The organism is Clostridium sp. AF32-7AC, from assembly GCF_003477925.1.
In the GTDB taxonomy this organism is placed as follows: Bacteria; Bacillota; Clostridia; order Lachnospirales; family Lachnospiraceae; genus Otoolea; species Otoolea fessa.
On record NZ_QUEG01000001.1, the window covers coordinates 603,976 to 621,986 of the forward strand.

Here is an 18,011-nt window from a genome sequence, read left to right on the forward strand (position 1 = left end):
GCCATGTACGACAGATATGTAAGCCCTCTTTCCGAGCGCTATGCAAGCAAGGAGATGCAGTATATTTTTTCTCCGGACAAGAAGTTCCGCACCTGGAGAAGACTCTGGATTGCGCTGGCAGAGACGGAGAAGGAGCTTGGCCTTCCGATCACGCAGGAGCAGATCGATGAATTGAAAGCACATAAGGATGAAATCAATTTTGATGTTGCTAAAGAGCGTGAGAAACTGGTGCGCCACGATGTTATGTCCCATGTGTATGCGTACGGCGTACAGTGCCCGACAGCAAAAGGAATCATCCATCTGGGTGCAACTTCCTGCTACGTAGGAGACAACACCGATATCATCATTATGACAGAAGCCCTGAAGCTGGTACGTAAGAAACTGATCAGTGTTCTGGATGAGCTGGCTAAATTTGCTGATAAATATAAAGCACAGCCGACCCTGGCATTTACCCATTTCCAGCCGGCACAGCCGACCACCGTCGGCAAGCGTGCAACTCTGTGGATGATGGAGCTCAAGCAGGATCTGGATGATCTGGATTATGTGCTTGGATCCTTACGTCTCCTTGGCTCCAAGGGAACAACTGGTACACAGGCAAGCTTCCTGGAGCTCTTTGATGGGGATCATGCAAAGTGCCGCAAGGTAGATCAGATGATCGCGGAGAAGATGGGCTTTGATGGCTGCTATCCGGTATCCGGACAGACCTATTCCCGTAAGCAGGATACACGTGTATTAAATGTTCTTGCCGGTATTGCACAGAGTGCCCATAAATTCTCCAACGATATCCGTCTTCTTCAGCATCTGAAAGAAGTAGAAGAGCCTTTCGAGAAGAATCAGATCGGTTCCTCCGCTATGGCATATAAGAGAAATCCTATGAGAAGCGAGCGTATGGCTTCCCTGGCTAACTACGTGATGGCAGACGTGATGAACCCGATGCTGGTTGCATCTACCCAGTGGTTTGAGCGTACATTGGATGATTCTGCGAACAAGCGTCTGAGTGTTCCGGAAGGCTTCCTTGCAATTGATGGTATTCTGGATCTGTACCTGAATGTCGTTGACGGTCTGGTTGTATATCCGAAGGTTATCGAGAAACACATGATGGCAGAGCTTCCGTTCATGGCAACTGAGAATATCATGATGGATGCAGTAAAGGCAGGCGGTGACCGTCAGGAACTGCATGAGAAGATCCGTACTCTGTCGATGGAAGCTGGAAAGAATGTGAAAGAGAAAGGTCTGGATAACAACCTTCTCGAGCTGATTGCAGCGGATCCGGCGTTCAATCTGTCCTTAGATGATTTGAAAGCAGCGATGAAACCGGAGCGCTACACCGGCCGTGCAAAAGAGCAGGTAGATGAGTTCCTGGCAGAGGTAATCCAGCCGATTCTGGATGCAAATAAAGAAGATCTGGGCGTGAAAGCAGAGATTAATGTCTAAACAGGATTTACATGGAAGTGTGAATCTGGAGTATTACCGGGTATTTTGCAGCGTGTGCGAATGCGGCGGCATCACGGCGGCCGCAGAGGCACTCTGCATTTCCCAGCCGGCGGTCAGCCAGGCGGTCCGACAACTGGAGACCGCGCTTGGCTGCCGCCTTTTTTTGCGGACATCCCGCGGCGTGAAGCTGACGAGCGAGGGAGAATTGCTTCTGTCGTATGTCAGACGGGGAATTGATGCGATACAGGACGGGGAGACGATGCTGCGGCGCATGAAGGACCTGGAAACGGGCGAGATCCGCATTGGCGCGAGCGATATGACACTCCAGTTTTATCTGCTTCCATATCTGGAACAATTTCATGAGCAGTATCCGAATATCAAGGTGACGGTTTCAAACGGTCCGACGCCCGAGACCCTTGAAGCACTCTATCAGGGACACATTGATTTCGGTATTGTCAGCACACCTTTTGAAACCAAGCAGGCGGTAAAGAGTCTTCCGGTTCAGGAGATCCGCAATGTGTTTATAGCCGGACCCAAATACGCAGCCCAGTTAAAGGGCAGAAAACTTTCATATAAAGAGCTGTTGAACTGCCCCTGCATCTTCCTGGAGCGCAATACCAGTACGCGCCGCTTTATGGATGAGTTTCTGACAAAGCGCGGGGTTCGGCTGGAACCGGAGTTTGAACTGGCCACCAGTGAGATGATTGTCCAGTTTGTTAAGCGGAATCTGGGAATCGGCTGTCTGATGTCGGATTTTGCATCGGAGGCTCTTGGAAATGGGGATGTTTTTGCGTTGGAATTTGACGAAGAGATGCCATCCCGTGAGTTTTGTCTGGTGGCAGCTGAGAAAGCCTGGATGTCCCCAGCGGCTGCGAAGCTTTTTAATCAGCTGGCGAAGGTAACCACATGAGAAAAATAGGAGCTGCACAGTAGTGGTTTTTCAAATCACATTGCCTGGCATATGTGTGAGCATCAATGATATAAGTGTTAATTATGTAGTTTATAAATAATATTGATTTTACTTATATAAAAAAGTTGTGTATGATTATACAGTAAGAAGGCATGATCGTTTTTCGAACATGCCAAAAAGTATTTATATTCTTCTGAGGGAGGAAAATTCATGGTACGAGCAATAGTAGGAGCTAACTGGGGAGACGAAGGCAAGGGTAAGATTACCGATATGCTTGCTAAGGAATCCGACATCATTATCCGTTTTCAGGGAGGAAGCAACGCAGGTCATACGATTATCAACAATTATGGCCGTTTCGCACTTCACCTTCTGCCGTCCGGTGTATTTTACGGACACACAACCAGCATCATTGGCAATGGTGTGGCATTAAACATTCCATTCCTGGTAAAAGAGCTGGAAAGTCTGGTATCTCAGGGTGTTCCGATGCCGCATATTCTGGTATCGGACCGTGCACAGATCCTGATGCCGTACCATGTTCTGTTTGATACGTATGAGGAAGAGCGTCTGGGCGGCAAGTCCTTCGGTTCCACCAAGTCCGGTATCGCGCCGTTCTACTCTGACAAATACGCGAAGATCGGTTTCCAGGTCAGCGAACTGTTCGAGGACGAGGCGGCTCTGAAAGATAAAGTACAGCGTGTCTGCGAGACAAAGAATGTCCTGTTAGAGCATCTGTACCACAAACCGCTGCTGAACCCGGATGAGGTTCTGGCAGAGCTGATGGAATACAAGAAGATGGTAGAGCCGTATGTATGCGATGTATCTGCATATCTGCATGACGCGATCAAAGAGGGTAAAAACATCCTTCTTGAGGGTCAGTTAGGTTCCCTGAAAGACCCGGATCACGGTATTTACCCGATGGTTACTTCTTCTTCGACTCTGGCAGCTTACGGCGCTATCGGCGCAGGTATTCCGCCGTATGAGATCAAAGAGATCACAACCGTTGTAAAGGCATACTCCAGTGCAGTCGGCGCAGGTGCATTTGTCAGCGAGATCTTCGGTGATGAGGCAGATGAGCTTCGTCGTCGTGGCGGTGATAAGGGTGAGTTCGGTGCAACCACCGGACGTCCGAGACGTGTGGGCTGGTTCGACGCAGTAGCAAGCCGTTACGGCTGCCGCATCCAGGGTTCAACCGAAGTGGCTCTGACCGTTCTGGATGTTCTGGGATATCTGGACGAGATCCCGATCTGCGTTGGCTACGAGATCGACGGCGAAGTTGTTAAAGACTTCCCGGTAACCTACAAGCTGGAGAAAGCAAAACCGGTTCTGAAGACACTTCCGGGCTGGAAATGTGATATCCGCGGAATCAAGAAATACGAAGATCTCCCGGCAGAGTGCCGCAACTACATCGAGACGATCGAGGCAGAGCTTGGCGTACCGGTAACCATGGTATCCAATGGTCCGGGACGTGATGAGATCATTATGAGAAAGTAACTTTATAGAATCAATTTCAGCGGCGGTCCTGCATGATGAGTGCAGACCGCCGCTATTTTTGTGTAATAGGAAATTCCTTGAAATTCTCCATTACACAAAAAGGCACATTCTTTTTCAAGTTTATTCTGAAATCAGCCAGTCAATTAAATTTTTAGATTTTATGCCATCATAGGAAGAGTCCATTCCGGGATTCAGGGAAAGGACGATTTTTTCGTAATTGTCATTGATTTTTTGAAGAGGGAATAATTCAGGATAAGGTATGATTTGGTGTGAAGAAAGTTGGAGGGATGCCTTGGATAGAGTCTGTGAGAACCGTGTTTTTTATGGTATGATAGGTAAAAAGGAATTGTTTTGTAAATGAAAAATGAGACAAACGGGAATCGCCAGAGAATGAAAAATGGAAGCATATAGAGATTTACTATCGCAAATTCATACAAACTGTAAAAACGTACCATTTCATAAGAAATTATCAGCTTACAACATTTTTGATGTATTAGAGATACAGAGCCGTGAAGTGATCATGTGCCGTTTTTTGACCGATCTGCTGAATCCAGAGGGAATGCATGGCTGCGGAATCCGGTTCCTGAAATCGTTTATCCGAGATGTGTTGAAAATGGATCCGGTAAGCGATACATTGCTATTGCATACGGAGGTAGTCAAAGAGTACCCGATTGATAAAGAGAGAAGAATTGATATTTTCATACGGAATGCGGAGTATCAGATTCCGATCGAGGTAAAAATCTATGCGGGGGAACAGGAAGGACAGTGTTCGGATTACTTTGAGATGGCACAAAATTCCCGATTGATATATCTAACCCGTTTTGGAACTCCGCCATCTGAGTACAGCCGGAAGAAGAAAGGCGGAGGAAATTTATTGCCATTAGGGCAAATCCAGTGTATTTCATGGGCAGAAGATATCTATCGGTGGCTGGAAGGTGAATTGCAAAATTTAAAAGAGCCATTTCGGGCAGTGATGGAGCAATATTTGGATGCGGTACATAGCATAGCGGATGAAAGAGAGAAGAAAGTGGCAGATAAAGTGATTGAGGCATTGTACGAATCGCCGGAAAAATTTCTTGCCGGAATCGAGATTGAAAAATCGATGAAAAAGGCAAAGGTGCGGCTGATTCGCCAGGTGTTTGAAGAATTTCAGCAGCAGATGCAGCCAATTTTAGAAAAATATGGTTTGAAATTAGAAAAGGATAGTGGATATTATTCCTATCAAGATCCGCAGCATGATAAATTTTATGATTGTTACAGCACCTATCCTGGATTGAATTATGTCGTAAAAAAGGCAAAATTTCAAAAAGCGGGTCTGGAACTCTGGTTTCGGATTGAGGTAGAACATAATTTGTTTGCGGGATTTTGCCTGTTTGATAAAGAAGCCAGCTCCAAGGATGGCTTTTCGAAAGGCTATCAGGTAGATGATATAACCGACGGGCTTAAGCAGGAGGCATCCAGATATCTCAAAAAGAAAATAATTCTGCCGGAGGACTGGTGGTTTGCCTGGTGTTATCCGAACGGAAAACGCCACTGCGAAGAGGCAGAAGTGCCAGATTTTAAGCAGATGAATTCGTGCGCGGTTTCGCTTGTGGATGAAACGGCGCGGAGGGAGTATGTGAAGCGGGCGTTGGCGGTGTTCGAGAGAGAGCTTTTGGGGTGGCTTTTGTAAAGGGATAAATTGTCGCTGAAACAGAATATCATACTGCAATATAAAAACACATTTACACAAATACAAACATTGCAAATAACAAATATATTCTACCTTGAAACCGAAAGCGAGGCGTTTCACCAAAATGACAAGAGAAGAATTATTTCAATGGGTAAAACGGGAATATGGCACGGAAGCGGAATATCCGTGGAAGGATTCGAACGCAGTGCTGCGTCGGGCGGATAATGATAAATGGTATGGCGTGATTTTGAGTGTTGCAGGGAGTAAGCTGGGGCTGGAGGAGGATAATATCATAGATGTTATAAATCTAAAGAGTGATCCGATGCTGATAGGTTCTTTGCGGGGGCAAAAAGGATATTTTCCGGCATACCATATGAACAAGGAGAAGTGGATCAGTGTTTTGCTGGGGGATGCGGGGCTGGATGAGCCGATTAAAAATTTACTTGCGTTAAGCTATGAGCTGACAGCGCCAAAGAAAAAGAAGAATACTTCCAAATAGGGGGGATCTTATGTCAAACTTTGAATTTTTAAAGAATACAAAAGAATATGCATTATTTGCGCCAGCGGTGGTGGAAGCGAAGCGCACCAGCAAGGATCCGAATGTTGGTCGGAAACAGGTTATGCTGTATGCGGACTGTTTAGAGCGGAAGTTTGGCCGCAGACCGATGATGTTTACGACGAATGGATTTGAAACGTATTTCTGGGATGACAAGACTTCTCCACAGCGTCCGGTCAGTGGCATTTTCAGAGTTTATTAACGATCAGTCATTGAACCAACGGCAGCTCAATTTTGTTCATAAGATTATTAATCATATGGAGCAGAATGGGTATATGGAGAATGTGGCTGTTTTGCAGAAGCCTCCGTTTGATAAGCCAATTAGTTTTTTAAAGCTGTTTGATGTGAGAACGAGAACAGCGCTTATGAAAGCGATTAATGATGTCCGGGAGAATGCGGCTACAGTGGCGGGATGATGAAAAATGACAGGAGACTGCGGAGGCAGTCAGTATAGAAGAATGAAAGAAGCGAACGACTGCGTATTGTGTTAGAAATAGACAGTCGTTTGCTTTTTGAACGTTATTTTTTCTTTTTAAAATATCGCAGTGCCACCGCATACCCATAGAGCACCGCCGGTATAACGATCGTGCAGAACAGCGATGCCAGCAGCAGATTTTCTGCTAGTGGATTGTCCATCAGGGCGAAGATGATGGAAGAGACGTAGAGGGTGATTAGGATAACAGCACCCGTCAGCGCCAAAATGCGTTTTGATTTCATATATGGTATCCTTTCTAATTTTATAACTCTATAAAAAAGAGTGATTGGAATTTGTAATCATTTTTATATTGTTTCAAAGGCAGATTGGATATTGCTGTCTTTGATGAACTGTCTTTTATTTTATTATTATAAAGGATGTAAGAATTTTTTTCTATACTTTTCATTTGCGGTGCGGTAAAATAAGAAGAGATGTGGCAACTGTTCACAGTTTTTTGCTTAATTATGAACAAGAAAGGGGAGGCACACGATGAATTGGAAGAAAAAATTTATGTGGGCAGCATCCTTTTTAGTATCCCTGTTTGTTTGTGGGACAGCGCTGGCGGCAGGTAACGATGCGTCTGCGGACACCCCGGCGCAGGGCAAGGAAGAAAATCAGGTTTACAGGTTCGGCACCGAAAATAATGCCAATGATATAACGGAGACAGAGGCATCGGCGACAGAAAGTGGCGCGGCTGGTTTTGAAAATAAAGAAATGTATCTGTATGAGGGCGAGTGGGTCGGAGACGGCGAGGACTGGCAGTACCGCCTGACGGATGGCAGCTTTTTGAAAGCGTCCTGGCTGAAATCGAATGGTCACTGGTATTATCTGGGAAAAAGCAGCTATATGCAACGGGGACTCCGGAAAATCGGCACAAACCGTTATTATTTCGCCGAGAGCGGCGCGATGATGACTGGCTGGATTTATGAGGAAGAGACGGATCAGTGGTATCATGCAAACGAGGATGGAGCACTGACGACCGGCTGGTATCAGGCAGGAAATGCCTGGTATTGGTTTGATTCCAAATGTGTTATGTTCAGCGGCGGAAACCGGATGGTAAACGGGCATAAATATTATTTCTTTGACAATGGTCAGATGGCGGCGGATCAGTACGTGGAACTCAACTACTACGATGCAAATGGACTGCGCGACCGGACGCATGATGTGCGTTTGATGGGAAAACGGCGTCCGTCGGACAGTGAAAAAGAACAGATTACGAAAGAACTGGCAGGCGTGCCAAGAGAGTGGATCAAACGATTTGCAGAATCAGGCTGGGAGCTGATGTACTACACAGACAAGGCATACTTCTCAGCGCCGAAAACAGAGCAGGGTATCTATTTTGTCAATTATGATACAGATGTGCATTACAAGAAAATCAAATTTTCTAAACCGCAGGGACTTGCGATGGCATTCGGCGAGTTCGCTGCGTCGGAACTAAGCGACGAAGAAACCTCACGTGCCCTGACGGATTTCGAGCGATATCTGGCTGGCAGTGGACTGGTGCAGCCGCTTCCATCCTACTTTGACGATAAGCCGGAGATGCAGTTCGGCAGCTTTTTCGCCGCCTGCTGTGACGAAGATGTCCGAGCTGACATCCGAAAAAACAGTCCGGAATTATACAAATATGTCGTAAAGTTAGGATTCTGGCAGGAAGGACAAAAACCAGACGAAGCCGAAGGGATCGAGATGAACTCTGATCCGGAATTTGCCGGAAGCGGAGCCGGACCGGCTGGGGATGAATCTTTAAAGGCTAAGAGTGGTCCGGCATCACAAAATTAAACATATTATCGAACACGATTCGTTACTGTTTACAGGTAGGCACTTTTGGAACCGAAAGTGCCGTAAGAAAACGTGGTGGCAGCAGGAATTTGCCGTATGTAAATGCAAAGCCGCGGCAAATTCCGTTACTGGGCGCGTATGCGTGAACAGTAACCACTACTCTGCCAATTCCTCCCACTTCTCATACAATCCCTCTAACTTTGCATTCAGTTCTTCCTTCTCTTTATTCAGTTCCATCAAACGCGGAACATCGGAAAAGACAGTCTCATCGCAGAGAAGCGCATCGATCTCCTGATCGCGGGTTTCAAGGGTGTGGATTTCTTCCTCGACGCGTTTCAATTCATTCTGTTTCTTACGAAGCCGCGTCTGTTCTTCCTTCTGCTGTTTCCAGTCCAATTTGCCGGAGGAAGCGCTGGCTGCCGCCTGAACTGCAGCGGTCACGGCAGAAGCGGACGAAGCAGCAGAGGTACCAGTGCCATTTCCAGAAAGAGCAGTCGGATTTGCGCCTGCCGCAGCGGTCGGATGGCTGGAAGTCCCTGTGTTTCCGGCTCCGGAAGATTTTGCAGAGCGGTTGGCTGCCTGTGCGGCGGAAGCCAGATAGGCTTTCTCCTGCGTCTCCTTCTTTTCCAGATAATAATCGTAGTTTCCAATATAATTAATCAGTGTTCCCATCGTCAGATCGAGAATCCGGGTCGCAGTTTTGTTGATGAAATATCGGTCATGGGAGACGTAGAGAACGGTTCCGGTGTAATGAACCAGCGCGTTTTCCAGAATCTCCTTCGAGGCGATATCCAGATGGTTGGTCGGCTCATCGAGGATCAGGAAGTTCGCCTCCGAGAGCATCAGCTTCGCCAGGGAAACACGCCCGCGTTCGCCGCCGCTCAGATCGCGGATGCGCTTAAAGACATCGTCGCCGGTGAAGAGAAATGCCGCCAGCACATTTCGGATCTGCGTGTTGTTCATATCCGGGTAGGTGTCCTGCAGCTCGTCAAAGAGCGTCTTGTCCATGTGCAGAACCTGGTGTTCCTGATCGTAGTAACCGATATGCACCTTGGAACCTAACCGGATCTCGCCGTTGTCCGGGGTCAGAAGACCGTTGATCATCTTGAGGATTGTGGTCTTGCCGGTCCCATTGTTGCCGATGATGGCGATGCGCTCGCCGCGTTTTACCTCAAAGTTCAGATTCGTGAAGAGTGTCATGCCGTCGAAACTCTTGGCAAGCTCACGGACGGAGAGAACGTCATTTCCGCTGGTAACGCACGGTTCCAGCGTAATATGCATCGCGTCGTTGATTTCGGTCGGTTTTTCCAGAAGATCCATCTTGGAAAGCATTTTTTCACGGCTCTCGGCGCGCTTGATGGATTTCTCACGGTTAAAGGATTTGAGTTTGGTGATAACCTCCTCCTGATGGCGGATCTCCTGCTGCTGGTTTAAGTAAGCCTTGAGCACACCGGCGCGGATGATCGCTTTTTTCTCGCTGTAGGCGGTGTAATTGCCCTGGAAAGAGGTGGCGATGCCGCCGTCCAGCTCGACGATCTTGGTCACGACGCGGTCCAGAAAATAGCGGTCGTGGGCGACGATGATGACCGTCCCGGCGTAGTTCATCAGATAGGTTTCCAGCCACGCGATGGATTCCATGTCGAGGTGGTTGGTCGGCTCGTCCAAAAGGATGATATCCGGTTTGGAGAGCAGGAGCTTACCGAGGGAGACGCGCGTTTTCTGACCGCCTGAAAGTTCGGAAACCGGTTTGGAAAATTCTTCCTCGACAAAGCCGAGTCCCTTTAAGACACCGGTGATCTCGCTCTGCCATGCGTAGCCGTTTAAAAGTTCAAATTCATGGTTTAAGCGGCTGTAAGTGTTGAGCATCGTTTCGAGCTTTTCGCCCTCGGCGTGCTTCATCTGGAGTTCCAGCGTGCGGATCTGCTGTTCCATTTCCAGAATCGGACGTTTGACCTCCAGAAGAGAGTCATAAATGGTGGTCTGGCTGTGCAGATCCTGGTGCTGTGCCAGGTAACCGAGGGTTTTGCCCTTGGCGATGGTCACGGAGCCCTCGTCCGCTGCGAGTTCTCCGACAATTATTTTTAAAAGAGTCGATTTACCGGCTCCGTTGATGCCGACGATGGCAGCTTTTTCGTGATCTTCTACATGAAACGATACGTGTTTGAGGATTTCCTCTGTACCGAATGCTTTTGAAATATTGCTGCAAGATAAAATCATAGATTCCTCCTGTGGTTGTATCCATGTATTTCGGTTAAAAAATATACCGTCAATCTTAAATTATAATATAAATAAAGAAGCAATGCAAGAATGAGAACGGTTAATGGCTGTTTCTGGTCAGAAAATTTTGCGAAATACAATGTAAAATCCCTCATATGAAATAAAAAAATTGACAATTATTTATCATATGACTATAATAAATTTATCAGATTGTCCGAAGGTTTGCGTAAACCATATGGACAACGTTATAGGAAAGAAAGGTGGAAGAAAGCCGTGGAACAGAAAGAGATATCTAAAGCGGTCATTTCTAGGCTACCCAGATACTATCGTTACTTGGGCGAATTGCTCGAGGAGGGAGTAGAGAGAATCTCATCGAATGATTTGAGTATCCGCATGAAGGTGACAGCGTCCCAGATTCGTCAGGATCTGAACAATTTCGGCGGATTTGGTCAGCAGGGATATGGTTATAATGTAAAGTATTTATATTCGGAGATTGCCCGGATTCTGGGAATTGACCGTCAGCATAACCTAATTATTATCGGTGCGGGAAATCTGGGTCAGGCGATCGCGAATTATACAAATTTTGAGCGGCGTGGTTTTTTAATCAAAGGCATGTTTGATGTGAATCCGCGTCTGGTCGGTCTGGTAGTCCGAGGAGTGGAGATCCGCGGTATTGAAGATTTGGAGCAGTTTATCAAGGACAATGAAGTGCAGATCGCAGCGCTGACGATTCCGAAGTCGAAAGCGCCGGAGATTGCGGATCGGCTTGTCAAAGCCGGAATCAAGGCGATCTGGAATTTTGCCCATACAGATTTACAGGTTCCAGATGACGTTGTGGTGGAAAATGTCCATCTGTCGGAGAGCCTGATGCGCCTTTCTTACCGCGTATGCAGTATGCAGGATCAGAAAGCGAGAGAAGAAGCGCAGAGAAAGCAGGAAGAGGCAGCTGGTGCTGGAGAAATAAAATGATCGTCGGAATTGGTACGGATCTGATAGAGATAGAGCGAATCAAAAAAGCCTGTGAAAAAGAGGCTTTTTTGGTGCGTGTATATACAGAAGAAGAGCGTCGGCAGGCTGGGGGAAATGCGTCCCGGCTCGCCGGCGATTTTGCGGTAAAAGAGGCAGTCTCGAAGGTGTTTGGAACAGGCTTTCGGGGCTTTGGACTGCTGGATATAGAAGTGCTCCGGGACGAGTTTGGAAAACCGTGGGTGCAGCTTCACGGGGGAGCGAAGAAACTTGCGGACAGCCTGAAAATCACCCGGATTCACGTGTCGATCACGAATACAGGCAGTCTGGCATCTGCTTACGCAGTCGGAGAGGGGGAATGGAAATGAGACGTCTGGTGACAGGAAAACAGATGAAAGAGATAGATGGATATGCAATCCGGAAAGTGGGTATTCCCTCTCTGGTACTGATGGAGCGCGCGGCGCTGGCGGTTGCAGACGAGATGGAAAAACGGTATGGGAAGCTTTCAGGGCAGAGGCTTCTGGTATTTTGCGGAACGGGCAATAACGGTGCGGACGGCGCGGCGCTGGCTAGGATTCTCTTTCTGCGCGGCGCGCTTCCGACGGTGCTCACGGTCGGTGACAAGGCACACTGGACGGGGGAGATGACCTGTCAGGTGGCGATTGATCGGAATCTGGGGATCCCGGTGGAGGCGTTTGAAAATTATGTGCCGGGGCATGTGGAGATCATGGTGGATGCGATCTTTGGTGTGGGTCTTTCCAGAGAGGTCGGCGGTGAATTTGCCGAGGCGATCCGTTTTATGCGGGAGCAGGAGCCAAAGGCGGTAGTTGCGGTTGATATTCCGTCCGGCGTCAGCTCAGAGACGGGGGAGGCGCTTGGCGAGGCAGTTGAGGCGGATCTGACCGTTACTTTCGGCTATGAGAAGCTGGGAATGGTGTTCTATCCGGGACGGAAGCTGTGCGGCGAGATTGTGATTGCCGACATCGGGTTTCCGGCGTATACAAAATATGAAGGGCATACCTATTTTGCCTATGATCCGGAGGATCAGAACCAGATCCCGAAACGGCGGGCAGACGCCAACAAGGGAACGTATGGAAAAATCCTGATCGCAGCCGGTTCGGAGGGGATGTGCGGCGCAGCGTATTTGAGCGCCCTGGCTGCGTACCGGATGGGCGCGGGACTTGTGAAGATCCTGACCGTCCGGGCAAATGTGCCGATTCTGCAAAATCTCCTTCCGGAGGCGATCCTGACGCCGTATGATCCGGAACAGGCACAGACAGATCCGGCAGGTTTTAAGAGCCTGGTGGAACAGGAGTGCGGCTGGGCGAGCGCGATCGTGCTGGGACCGGGACTGGGAAAGGAAGCCCATGTCGCAAGTCTGGTGCAGAACGTGCTGCTTTCCGCCTATGTGCCGATCATTGTGGATGCGGATGGATTAAATGCTGTCGCACAGCATCCGCATTTGTCCGGGTATTTTACGGAAAATGTGATCGTTACTCCGCATCTGGGAGAGATGGCGCGTCTGACGGGACGTTCGATTGAGGAACTGAAACGGGATCTGGTCGAGTCAGCGGTGCGGTATGGCGAAGAAAAAGGCGTGACCTGCGTGCTCAAGGATGCCGTGACGGTGACGGCGGGGCGCGATGGCAATGTGTATATCGGCGACAGCGGCTGCGCCGCGATGGCAAAGGGCGGTTCCGGCGATGTGCTGACCGGTGTGATTGCCGGGCTTCTGGCGCTGGGATTTTCAGAGGATGAAGCGGCGGCGCTCGGTGTGTTCCTGCACGGAAGAGCCGGGGCGGCAGCTGCCTGTAAAAAGGGAGAGCATTCCGTGCTGGCAAGAGATATCGCGGACTGTCTGCTTGAAAAGATAGATTGAAAATAAAAAGGAAGACAAAAAGATGGAAAAAGCATATACAATGGCAGAAGAACCATATACCCGGATTTATGCGCGGATTGACCTGGATGCGATTGTGAAAAATATGGAGGCGATGCGCGAAAATCTTCCGGCAAAAACGAAGATGATCGGCGTGGTTAAGACGGATGGTTACGGTCACGGGGCTGTCCCGGTGGCGAAGACGATCGCGCCGTTTGTCTGGGGCTATGCGGTGGCAACCTTGGAGGAAGGACAGAACCTGCGCCGCCACGGCATTGACAAACCGATTCTGGTGCTTGGCAGCACGCACCCGCGGCATTTTGCGGAATTGATTGAGGACGATATCCGTCCAGCGATCTTTGAGGAAGACAAGGCAGAGCTGCTCTCAAAACTTGCGGTTTCGATGGGAAAGACGGCGAAAATGCATATTGCGCTCGATACCGGCATGGGACGAATCGGATTTCACCCGGATGAAAATAGCCTGAAAGAGATAGAGCGGATTGCAAAGCTTCCGGGCATTGAGATCGAGGGAATGTTTACACATTTTGCGCGTGCTGACGAGGCGGATAAGGCATTTACCCATTTACAGTATGAGCGGTACCAGAAATTCCATGAAGGTCTGGAAAATGCAGGCGTTCATATTCCGATGTGCCACTGTGCGAACAGCGCGGCGATCATGGAACTGCCGCGGATGGGACTGGATGCGGCGAGAGCCGGTATCACGGTATACGGTCTGTATCCGTCGGATGAGGTAGAGCGAAACATGAAGATTTACCCGGCGATGGAGATCCGCAGCTTTATTACCTATGTTAAGGAAGTGGAGCCGGGCACGCCGATCAGCTACGGCGGAACCTTTGTGACGGATCGTCCGATGCGGATCGCGACGATTGGCGCCGGATACGGCGATGGCTATCCGAGAAATCTCTCTGGAAAGGGTTATGTCCTGATTCATGGACACCGCGCACCGATTCTGGGACGCGTCTGCATGGATCAGTGCATGATCGATGTGACCGATATCCCGGAGGCTGCTGAGGACACGCGGGTAACGCTGGTCGGACGCGACGGGGACGACGAGATCACGATGGAAGAGCTGGCGGAATGGAGTGGCGGTTTCCACTATGAGATCCCATGCGTGCTTGGAAAACGTGTGCCGCGCGTGTACGTGAGAGGTGGAAAGATCGTCGGGAAAAAGGATTATAATGATGATCGGTATGAGGATTTTATGGAGTAAAGCCGGCGTTTGAACCATTTAGAAAAAGGATTCATAAGATAAAGTAGATAGCTTCGGCAAAGCCGGGAACCTGGACTGCCGGATGCATTTATGGGACGACCCGCGTATAGGCGGTGTAAATCTGTCCATACTAACGGTATAAACGGACTGTGGAGCTGTGAAAGTACAAAGCAGTTATTTATATCTTAAAATAGTTTGGACGGAGTGTGAATCGAGTGGTTATCAGACGAGGAGATATTTATTACGCAGATTTAAGACCGGTCATCGGCTCAGAGCAGGGCGGCGTCCGCCCGGTGCTGGTCATCCAGAATGATATCGGCAACAAGCACAGCCCGACCGTGATCTGCGCGGCGATCACATCAAAGATGAACAAAGCCAAGCTGCCGACGCATGTGGAATTAAATACGCGCCGCTGTGCGATGGTGAGGGATTCGGTCATTTTACTGGAACAACTCCGCACGATCGATAAGCAGCGGCTGAAAGAGAAAATCTGTCATATCGACGGGGCGCTTTTACAGGAAGTGGACCGTGCGCTGAAGGTCAGTCTGGAACTGGATACATAAAATCAGCCGCGAACCCCTTGTCAAGCATACAGAATGGTGTTAAAATAGTTAAGATGCAGCTTTTTAGTGCCGAAATCGGCGTGATATAAAAGCTGATGAGCGAAAAGATACAACAAAGAAGATAGAAAGAGGAGTGTTATTTTATGTCAGGACATTCAAAGTTCGCCAATATTAAGCACAAAAAAGAGAGAAACGACGCAGCAAAGGGAAAAATCTTTACCGTTATCGGCCGTGAGATTGCCGTAGCTGTTAAGGAAGGTGGTTCGGATCCGGCAAACAACAGCCGTCTGCGTGATGTGATTGCAAAAGCAAAAGCGAACAATATGCCGAACGATACCATCGATCGTGGTATCAAGAAAGCAGCCGGAGATGCAAACTCTGTCAATTACGAGAATCTTACATACGAGGGATATGGTCCGAATGGCGTCGCTATCATCGTAGATACCCTGACCGACAACAAGAACCGTACCGCAGCGAATGTCCGCAGCGCATTTACCAAGGGCGGCGGAAACGTAGGTACTCCGGGCAGCGTGTCCTTCATGTTTGATAAAAAAGGTCAGATCATCATCGACAAAGAAGAGTGCGAGATGGATCCGGATGAGCTGATGATGCTTGCACTGGATGCAGGAGCTGAGGATTTCTCCGAGGAGGAGGACAGCTACGAAGTGATCACCGCACCGGAAGATTTCTCTGCAGTCCGCGAGGCGCTGGAGAAGGCTGGTGTTCCGATGATGGAAGCAGACGTTACCATGATTCCGCAGAACTGGGTAGAGCTTACCGATGAGGAATCCATCAAAAAGATGCAGAGAATTCTGGATCTTCTGGATGAGGATGATGACGTACAGGCTACTTACCATAACTGGGATGAGTAATTGATATCATATTTGATATAGATTTAAAAAAATAAAGATACGATTCATATAAAAACTGTCGCTGAAATACAATGGCGGGCTGGACTTTTCAAAGAAGAGGGCTGGCAGCCGGATGTATTTGGCGGCAGTTTTTGTGTAATAGGAATTTCCTTGGAGACACATTCGTTTTTATTTTGCAAATTTTATGGAAGCGTTAAAGAAAAAAATACCATGTCCGGCAGCAATAAACTTGCCTGAACATGGTATTTACTCGTATTTTATCTACTAGTTGCTTGTATAATGATAGCTGTCTAACAGCTGTGCCTTCATATGCCACAGCTCGTTGGAGAGATCCACATGAATCTCATGCGGGTTTACCAGACGGCGGGACTCATCCCACAGCGTCTCCTGTTCTTTCTTGCAGTATTCGCGGATGTCCATAACCTTTGGAGACTCGTAAACGCATTCGCCGTTTTTGAAGATTGGAACGAGAAGTTCGCGCATAGTGTAGGTGCCCGGCGCGAGGTGTGTCTTTTTCCATGTCTCGATCGGATCGAAGAGCAGAAGGGAATTCTTCTCATCGAACTCTTCATCCACGAGACAGATCAGATCTGCGATAATCTTGCCAGTCTCCTTGTCATAGATTCGCTGGATGGTCTTGTTGCCCGGATTGGTAACCTTTTCTGTATTTTCCGAAAGCTTGATCTTCGGGATAAATTTGCCTGTGTGACGGTCCATGATGGCAGCCAGCTTATAAACGCCGCCGAAGGAAGGACAGTCCTTGGAGGTAATGAGGTTTGTGCCGACACCCCAGGACGTGATGGCAGCGCCCTGAATCTTCAGGCTGTCGATCAGGTATTCATCCAGATCGTTGGAGGCGGAGATGACTGCATCCGGGAATCCGGCGTCATCCAGCATCTTGCGGGCTTTCTTGGAAATATATGCAAGGTCGCCGCTGTCGAGGCGGATGCCGTAGAAAGTCAGCGGGATACCGGCGTCGCGCATCTCCTGGAAGACACGGATCGCGTTCGGAACACCGGAACCCAGGGTATCATAGGTATCGGCTAACAGGATGCAGGCACTCGGATAGAGCTTTGCATAAGCGCGGAACGCAGTCAACTCATCCGGGAAACTCATGATCCAGCTGTGTGCGTGGGTTCCCTTGACCGGAACGTCAAATAGTTTTCCGGCCAGTACATTGGAAGTGCCGATACAGCCGGCGATCATGGCTGCGCGGGCGCCATAGGTACCGGCATCAGCACCCTGCGCGCGGCGAAGCCCAAACTCCATGATTCCGTCCCCGCGTGCGGCGAAGACGATACGGGATGTTTTGGTCGCGATCAGGCTCTGGTGGTTGATGATATTTAAGATGGCAGTCTCAACCAGCTGTGCTTCCATGATTGGCGCGATGACCTTGACGAGAGGCTCGCGCGGGAAGACAACGGTGCCTTCTGGGATTGCGTAAATGTCACCCGAAAATTTGAAATTGTGAAGATATTCGAGGAAATCTTCATCAAAAATGCCGAGTCCGCGTAAGTATTCGATGTCGGCATCATCGAAGTGAAGATTTTTCACATAGTCAATGACCTGCTCTAAGCCGGCGCAGATGGAAAACGCATTTCCATCCGGGTTTGTGCGGTAGAACGCATCAAAAATGACGGTTTCGTTGGCATCTTTCTCCCGGAAATAGCCCTGCATCATCGTCAGTTCATACAGGTCGGTCAATAGGGTAAGGTTTCTTGGCTCCATAATATTCTCCTTTGTTGCGAAAGACGGCTGCGGGCACGCCCTTCTTTTTATATATAGTATACTTCATTGTTTATATTTGCAATGAATGTCTGTGTCTGTTTTTTAAAGTAAATACAGACATATTTTATATACTATACCATAAAATCAGGGGAATGGCAAAATAATGATAATTTTATAACATGTGAATCATATCCGAAACATTCCTTGACAACCATCTGGAAAAAAGATACAATGTCCATGT

At 48.6% G+C, this 18,011-nt stretch carries 17 protein-coding genes; 14 read left to right on the forward strand and 3 right to left on the reverse strand.

What is annotated here, in order from left to right; genetic code table 11:
* The first annotated feature begins 3 nt into the window (after positions 1 to 3).
* The 7 genes from purB to DWZ45_RS02790 all read left to right on the forward strand — a co-directional run bounded on the left by purB (position 4) and on the right by DWZ45_RS02790 (position 6,479).
* Positions 4 to 1,434, forward strand: a complete 1,431-nt coding sequence (gene purB / locus DWZ45_RS02755; protein ID WP_107001528.1) for an adenylosuccinate lyase — start codon at positions 4 to 6, stop codon at positions 1,432 to 1,434.
* Entirely contained in the window at positions 1,427 to 2,344 is a 918-nt protein-coding gene (locus DWZ45_RS02760; RefSeq protein WP_118467492.1) for a LysR family transcriptional regulator, read from the forward strand. The genes purB and DWZ45_RS02760 overlap by 8 nt, the downstream gene beginning before the upstream one ends.
* Positions 2,345 to 2,554: 210 nt before the next feature.
* Entirely contained in the window at positions 2,555 to 3,835 is a 1,281-nt protein-coding gene (locus tag DWZ45_RS02765; protein ID WP_118467494.1) for an adenylosuccinate synthase, read from the forward strand.
* 397 nt (positions 3,836 to 4,232) lie between these two features.
* On the forward strand, positions 4,233 to 5,507 hold the full coding sequence (locus DWZ45_RS02775; RefSeq protein WP_118467496.1) for a PD-(D/E)XK nuclease family protein: 1,275 nt from the start codon (positions 4,233 to 4,235) through the stop codon (positions 5,505 to 5,507).
* A gap of 124 nt (positions 5,508 to 5,631) precedes the next feature.
* Positions 5,632 to 6,006, forward strand: a complete 375-nt coding sequence (locus tag DWZ45_RS02780; RefSeq protein WP_118467498.1) for an MmcQ/YjbR family DNA-binding protein — start codon at positions 5,632 to 5,634, stop codon at positions 6,004 to 6,006.
* A gap of 10 nt (positions 6,007 to 6,016) precedes the next feature.
* A complete protein-coding gene (locus DWZ45_RS02785; RefSeq protein WP_182426618.1) occupies positions 6,017 to 6,265 on the forward strand; it encodes a hypothetical protein in 249 nt (82 codons plus the stop codon).
* The gene (locus tag DWZ45_RS02790; protein ID WP_227589712.1) at positions 6,213 to 6,479 is read left to right on the forward strand and encodes a type I restriction-modification enzyme R subunit C-terminal domain-containing protein; all 267 of its coding nucleotides are present in this window, start codon (positions 6,213 to 6,215) and stop codon (positions 6,477 to 6,479) included. Before DWZ45_RS02785 ends, DWZ45_RS02790 begins: the two co-directional genes overlap by 53 nt.
* 103 nt (positions 6,480 to 6,582) lie before the next feature.
* Here DWZ45_RS02790 and DWZ45_RS02795 read toward each other — a convergent pair whose 3' ends face one another.
* Positions 6,583 to 6,780, reverse strand: a complete 198-nt coding sequence (locus DWZ45_RS02795; RefSeq protein ID WP_118467501.1) for a hypothetical protein — start codon at positions 6,778 to 6,780, stop codon at positions 6,583 to 6,585.
* 247 nt (positions 6,781 to 7,027) lie between these two features.
* Here DWZ45_RS02795 and DWZ45_RS02800 point away from each other — a divergent pair, with 247 nt between their 5' ends.
* Complete coding sequence (locus tag DWZ45_RS02800; RefSeq protein WP_118467502.1) at positions 7,028 to 8,317, forward strand: N-acetylmuramoyl-L-alanine amidase family protein; 1,290 nt, start codon at positions 7,028 to 7,030, stop codon at positions 8,315 to 8,317.
* A gap of 156 nt (positions 8,318 to 8,473) precedes the next feature.
* Here the strand turns inward: DWZ45_RS02800 and abc-f are convergent, their stop codons facing one another.
* The gene (abc-f, locus tag DWZ45_RS02805) at positions 8,474 to 10,534 is read right to left on the reverse strand and encodes a ribosomal protection-like ABC-F family protein (RefSeq protein ID WP_118467504.1); all 2,061 of its coding nucleotides are present in this window, start codon (positions 10,532 to 10,534) and stop codon (positions 8,474 to 8,476) included.
* 273 nt (positions 10,535 to 10,807) lie between these two features.
* Here abc-f and DWZ45_RS02810 point away from each other — a divergent pair, with 273 nt between their 5' ends.
* The 6 genes from DWZ45_RS02810 to DWZ45_RS02835 all read left to right on the forward strand — a co-directional run bounded on the left by DWZ45_RS02810 (position 10,808) and on the right by DWZ45_RS02835 (position 16,042).
* On the forward strand, positions 10,808 to 11,503 hold the full coding sequence (locus DWZ45_RS02810) for a redox-sensing transcriptional repressor Rex (protein WP_106999697.1): 696 nt from the start codon (positions 10,808 to 10,810) through the stop codon (positions 11,501 to 11,503).
* Positions 11,500 to 11,868: a holo-ACP synthase gene (gene acpS, locus DWZ45_RS02815; RefSeq protein WP_118467506.1), complete on the forward strand. Its 369-nt coding sequence runs from the start codon at positions 11,500 to 11,502 to the stop codon at positions 11,866 to 11,868. Before DWZ45_RS02810 ends, acpS begins: the two co-directional genes overlap by 4 nt.
* Entirely contained in the window at positions 11,865 to 13,379 is a 1,515-nt protein-coding gene (locus DWZ45_RS02820; RefSeq protein WP_118467507.1) for an NAD(P)H-hydrate dehydratase, read from the forward strand. The genes acpS and DWZ45_RS02820 overlap by 4 nt, the downstream gene beginning before the upstream one ends.
* 22 nt (positions 13,380 to 13,401) lie before the next feature.
* Positions 13,402 to 14,607 (forward strand): alanine racemase, encoded by a 1,206-nt coding sequence (gene alr / locus DWZ45_RS02825; RefSeq protein WP_227589711.1) that lies wholly within the window; start codon positions 13,402 to 13,404, stop codon positions 14,605 to 14,607.
* A gap of 215 nt (positions 14,608 to 14,822) precedes the next feature.
* Positions 14,823 to 15,170, forward strand: a complete 348-nt coding sequence (locus DWZ45_RS02830; RefSeq protein WP_022360133.1) for a type II toxin-antitoxin system PemK/MazF family toxin — start codon at positions 14,823 to 14,825, stop codon at positions 15,168 to 15,170.
* 143 nt (positions 15,171 to 15,313) lie between these two features.
* Positions 15,314 to 16,042 (forward strand): YebC/PmpR family DNA-binding transcriptional regulator, encoded by a 729-nt coding sequence (locus DWZ45_RS02835; protein WP_022360132.1) that lies wholly within the window; start codon positions 15,314 to 15,316, stop codon positions 16,040 to 16,042.
* 264 nt (positions 16,043 to 16,306) lie between these two features.
* Here DWZ45_RS02835 and DWZ45_RS02840 read toward each other — a convergent pair whose 3' ends face one another.
* Positions 16,307 to 17,770, reverse strand: a complete 1,464-nt coding sequence (locus DWZ45_RS02840) for a nicotinate phosphoribosyltransferase (protein WP_106999701.1) — start codon at positions 17,768 to 17,770, stop codon at positions 16,307 to 16,309.
* Positions 17,771 to 18,011: the final 241 nt, after the last annotated feature.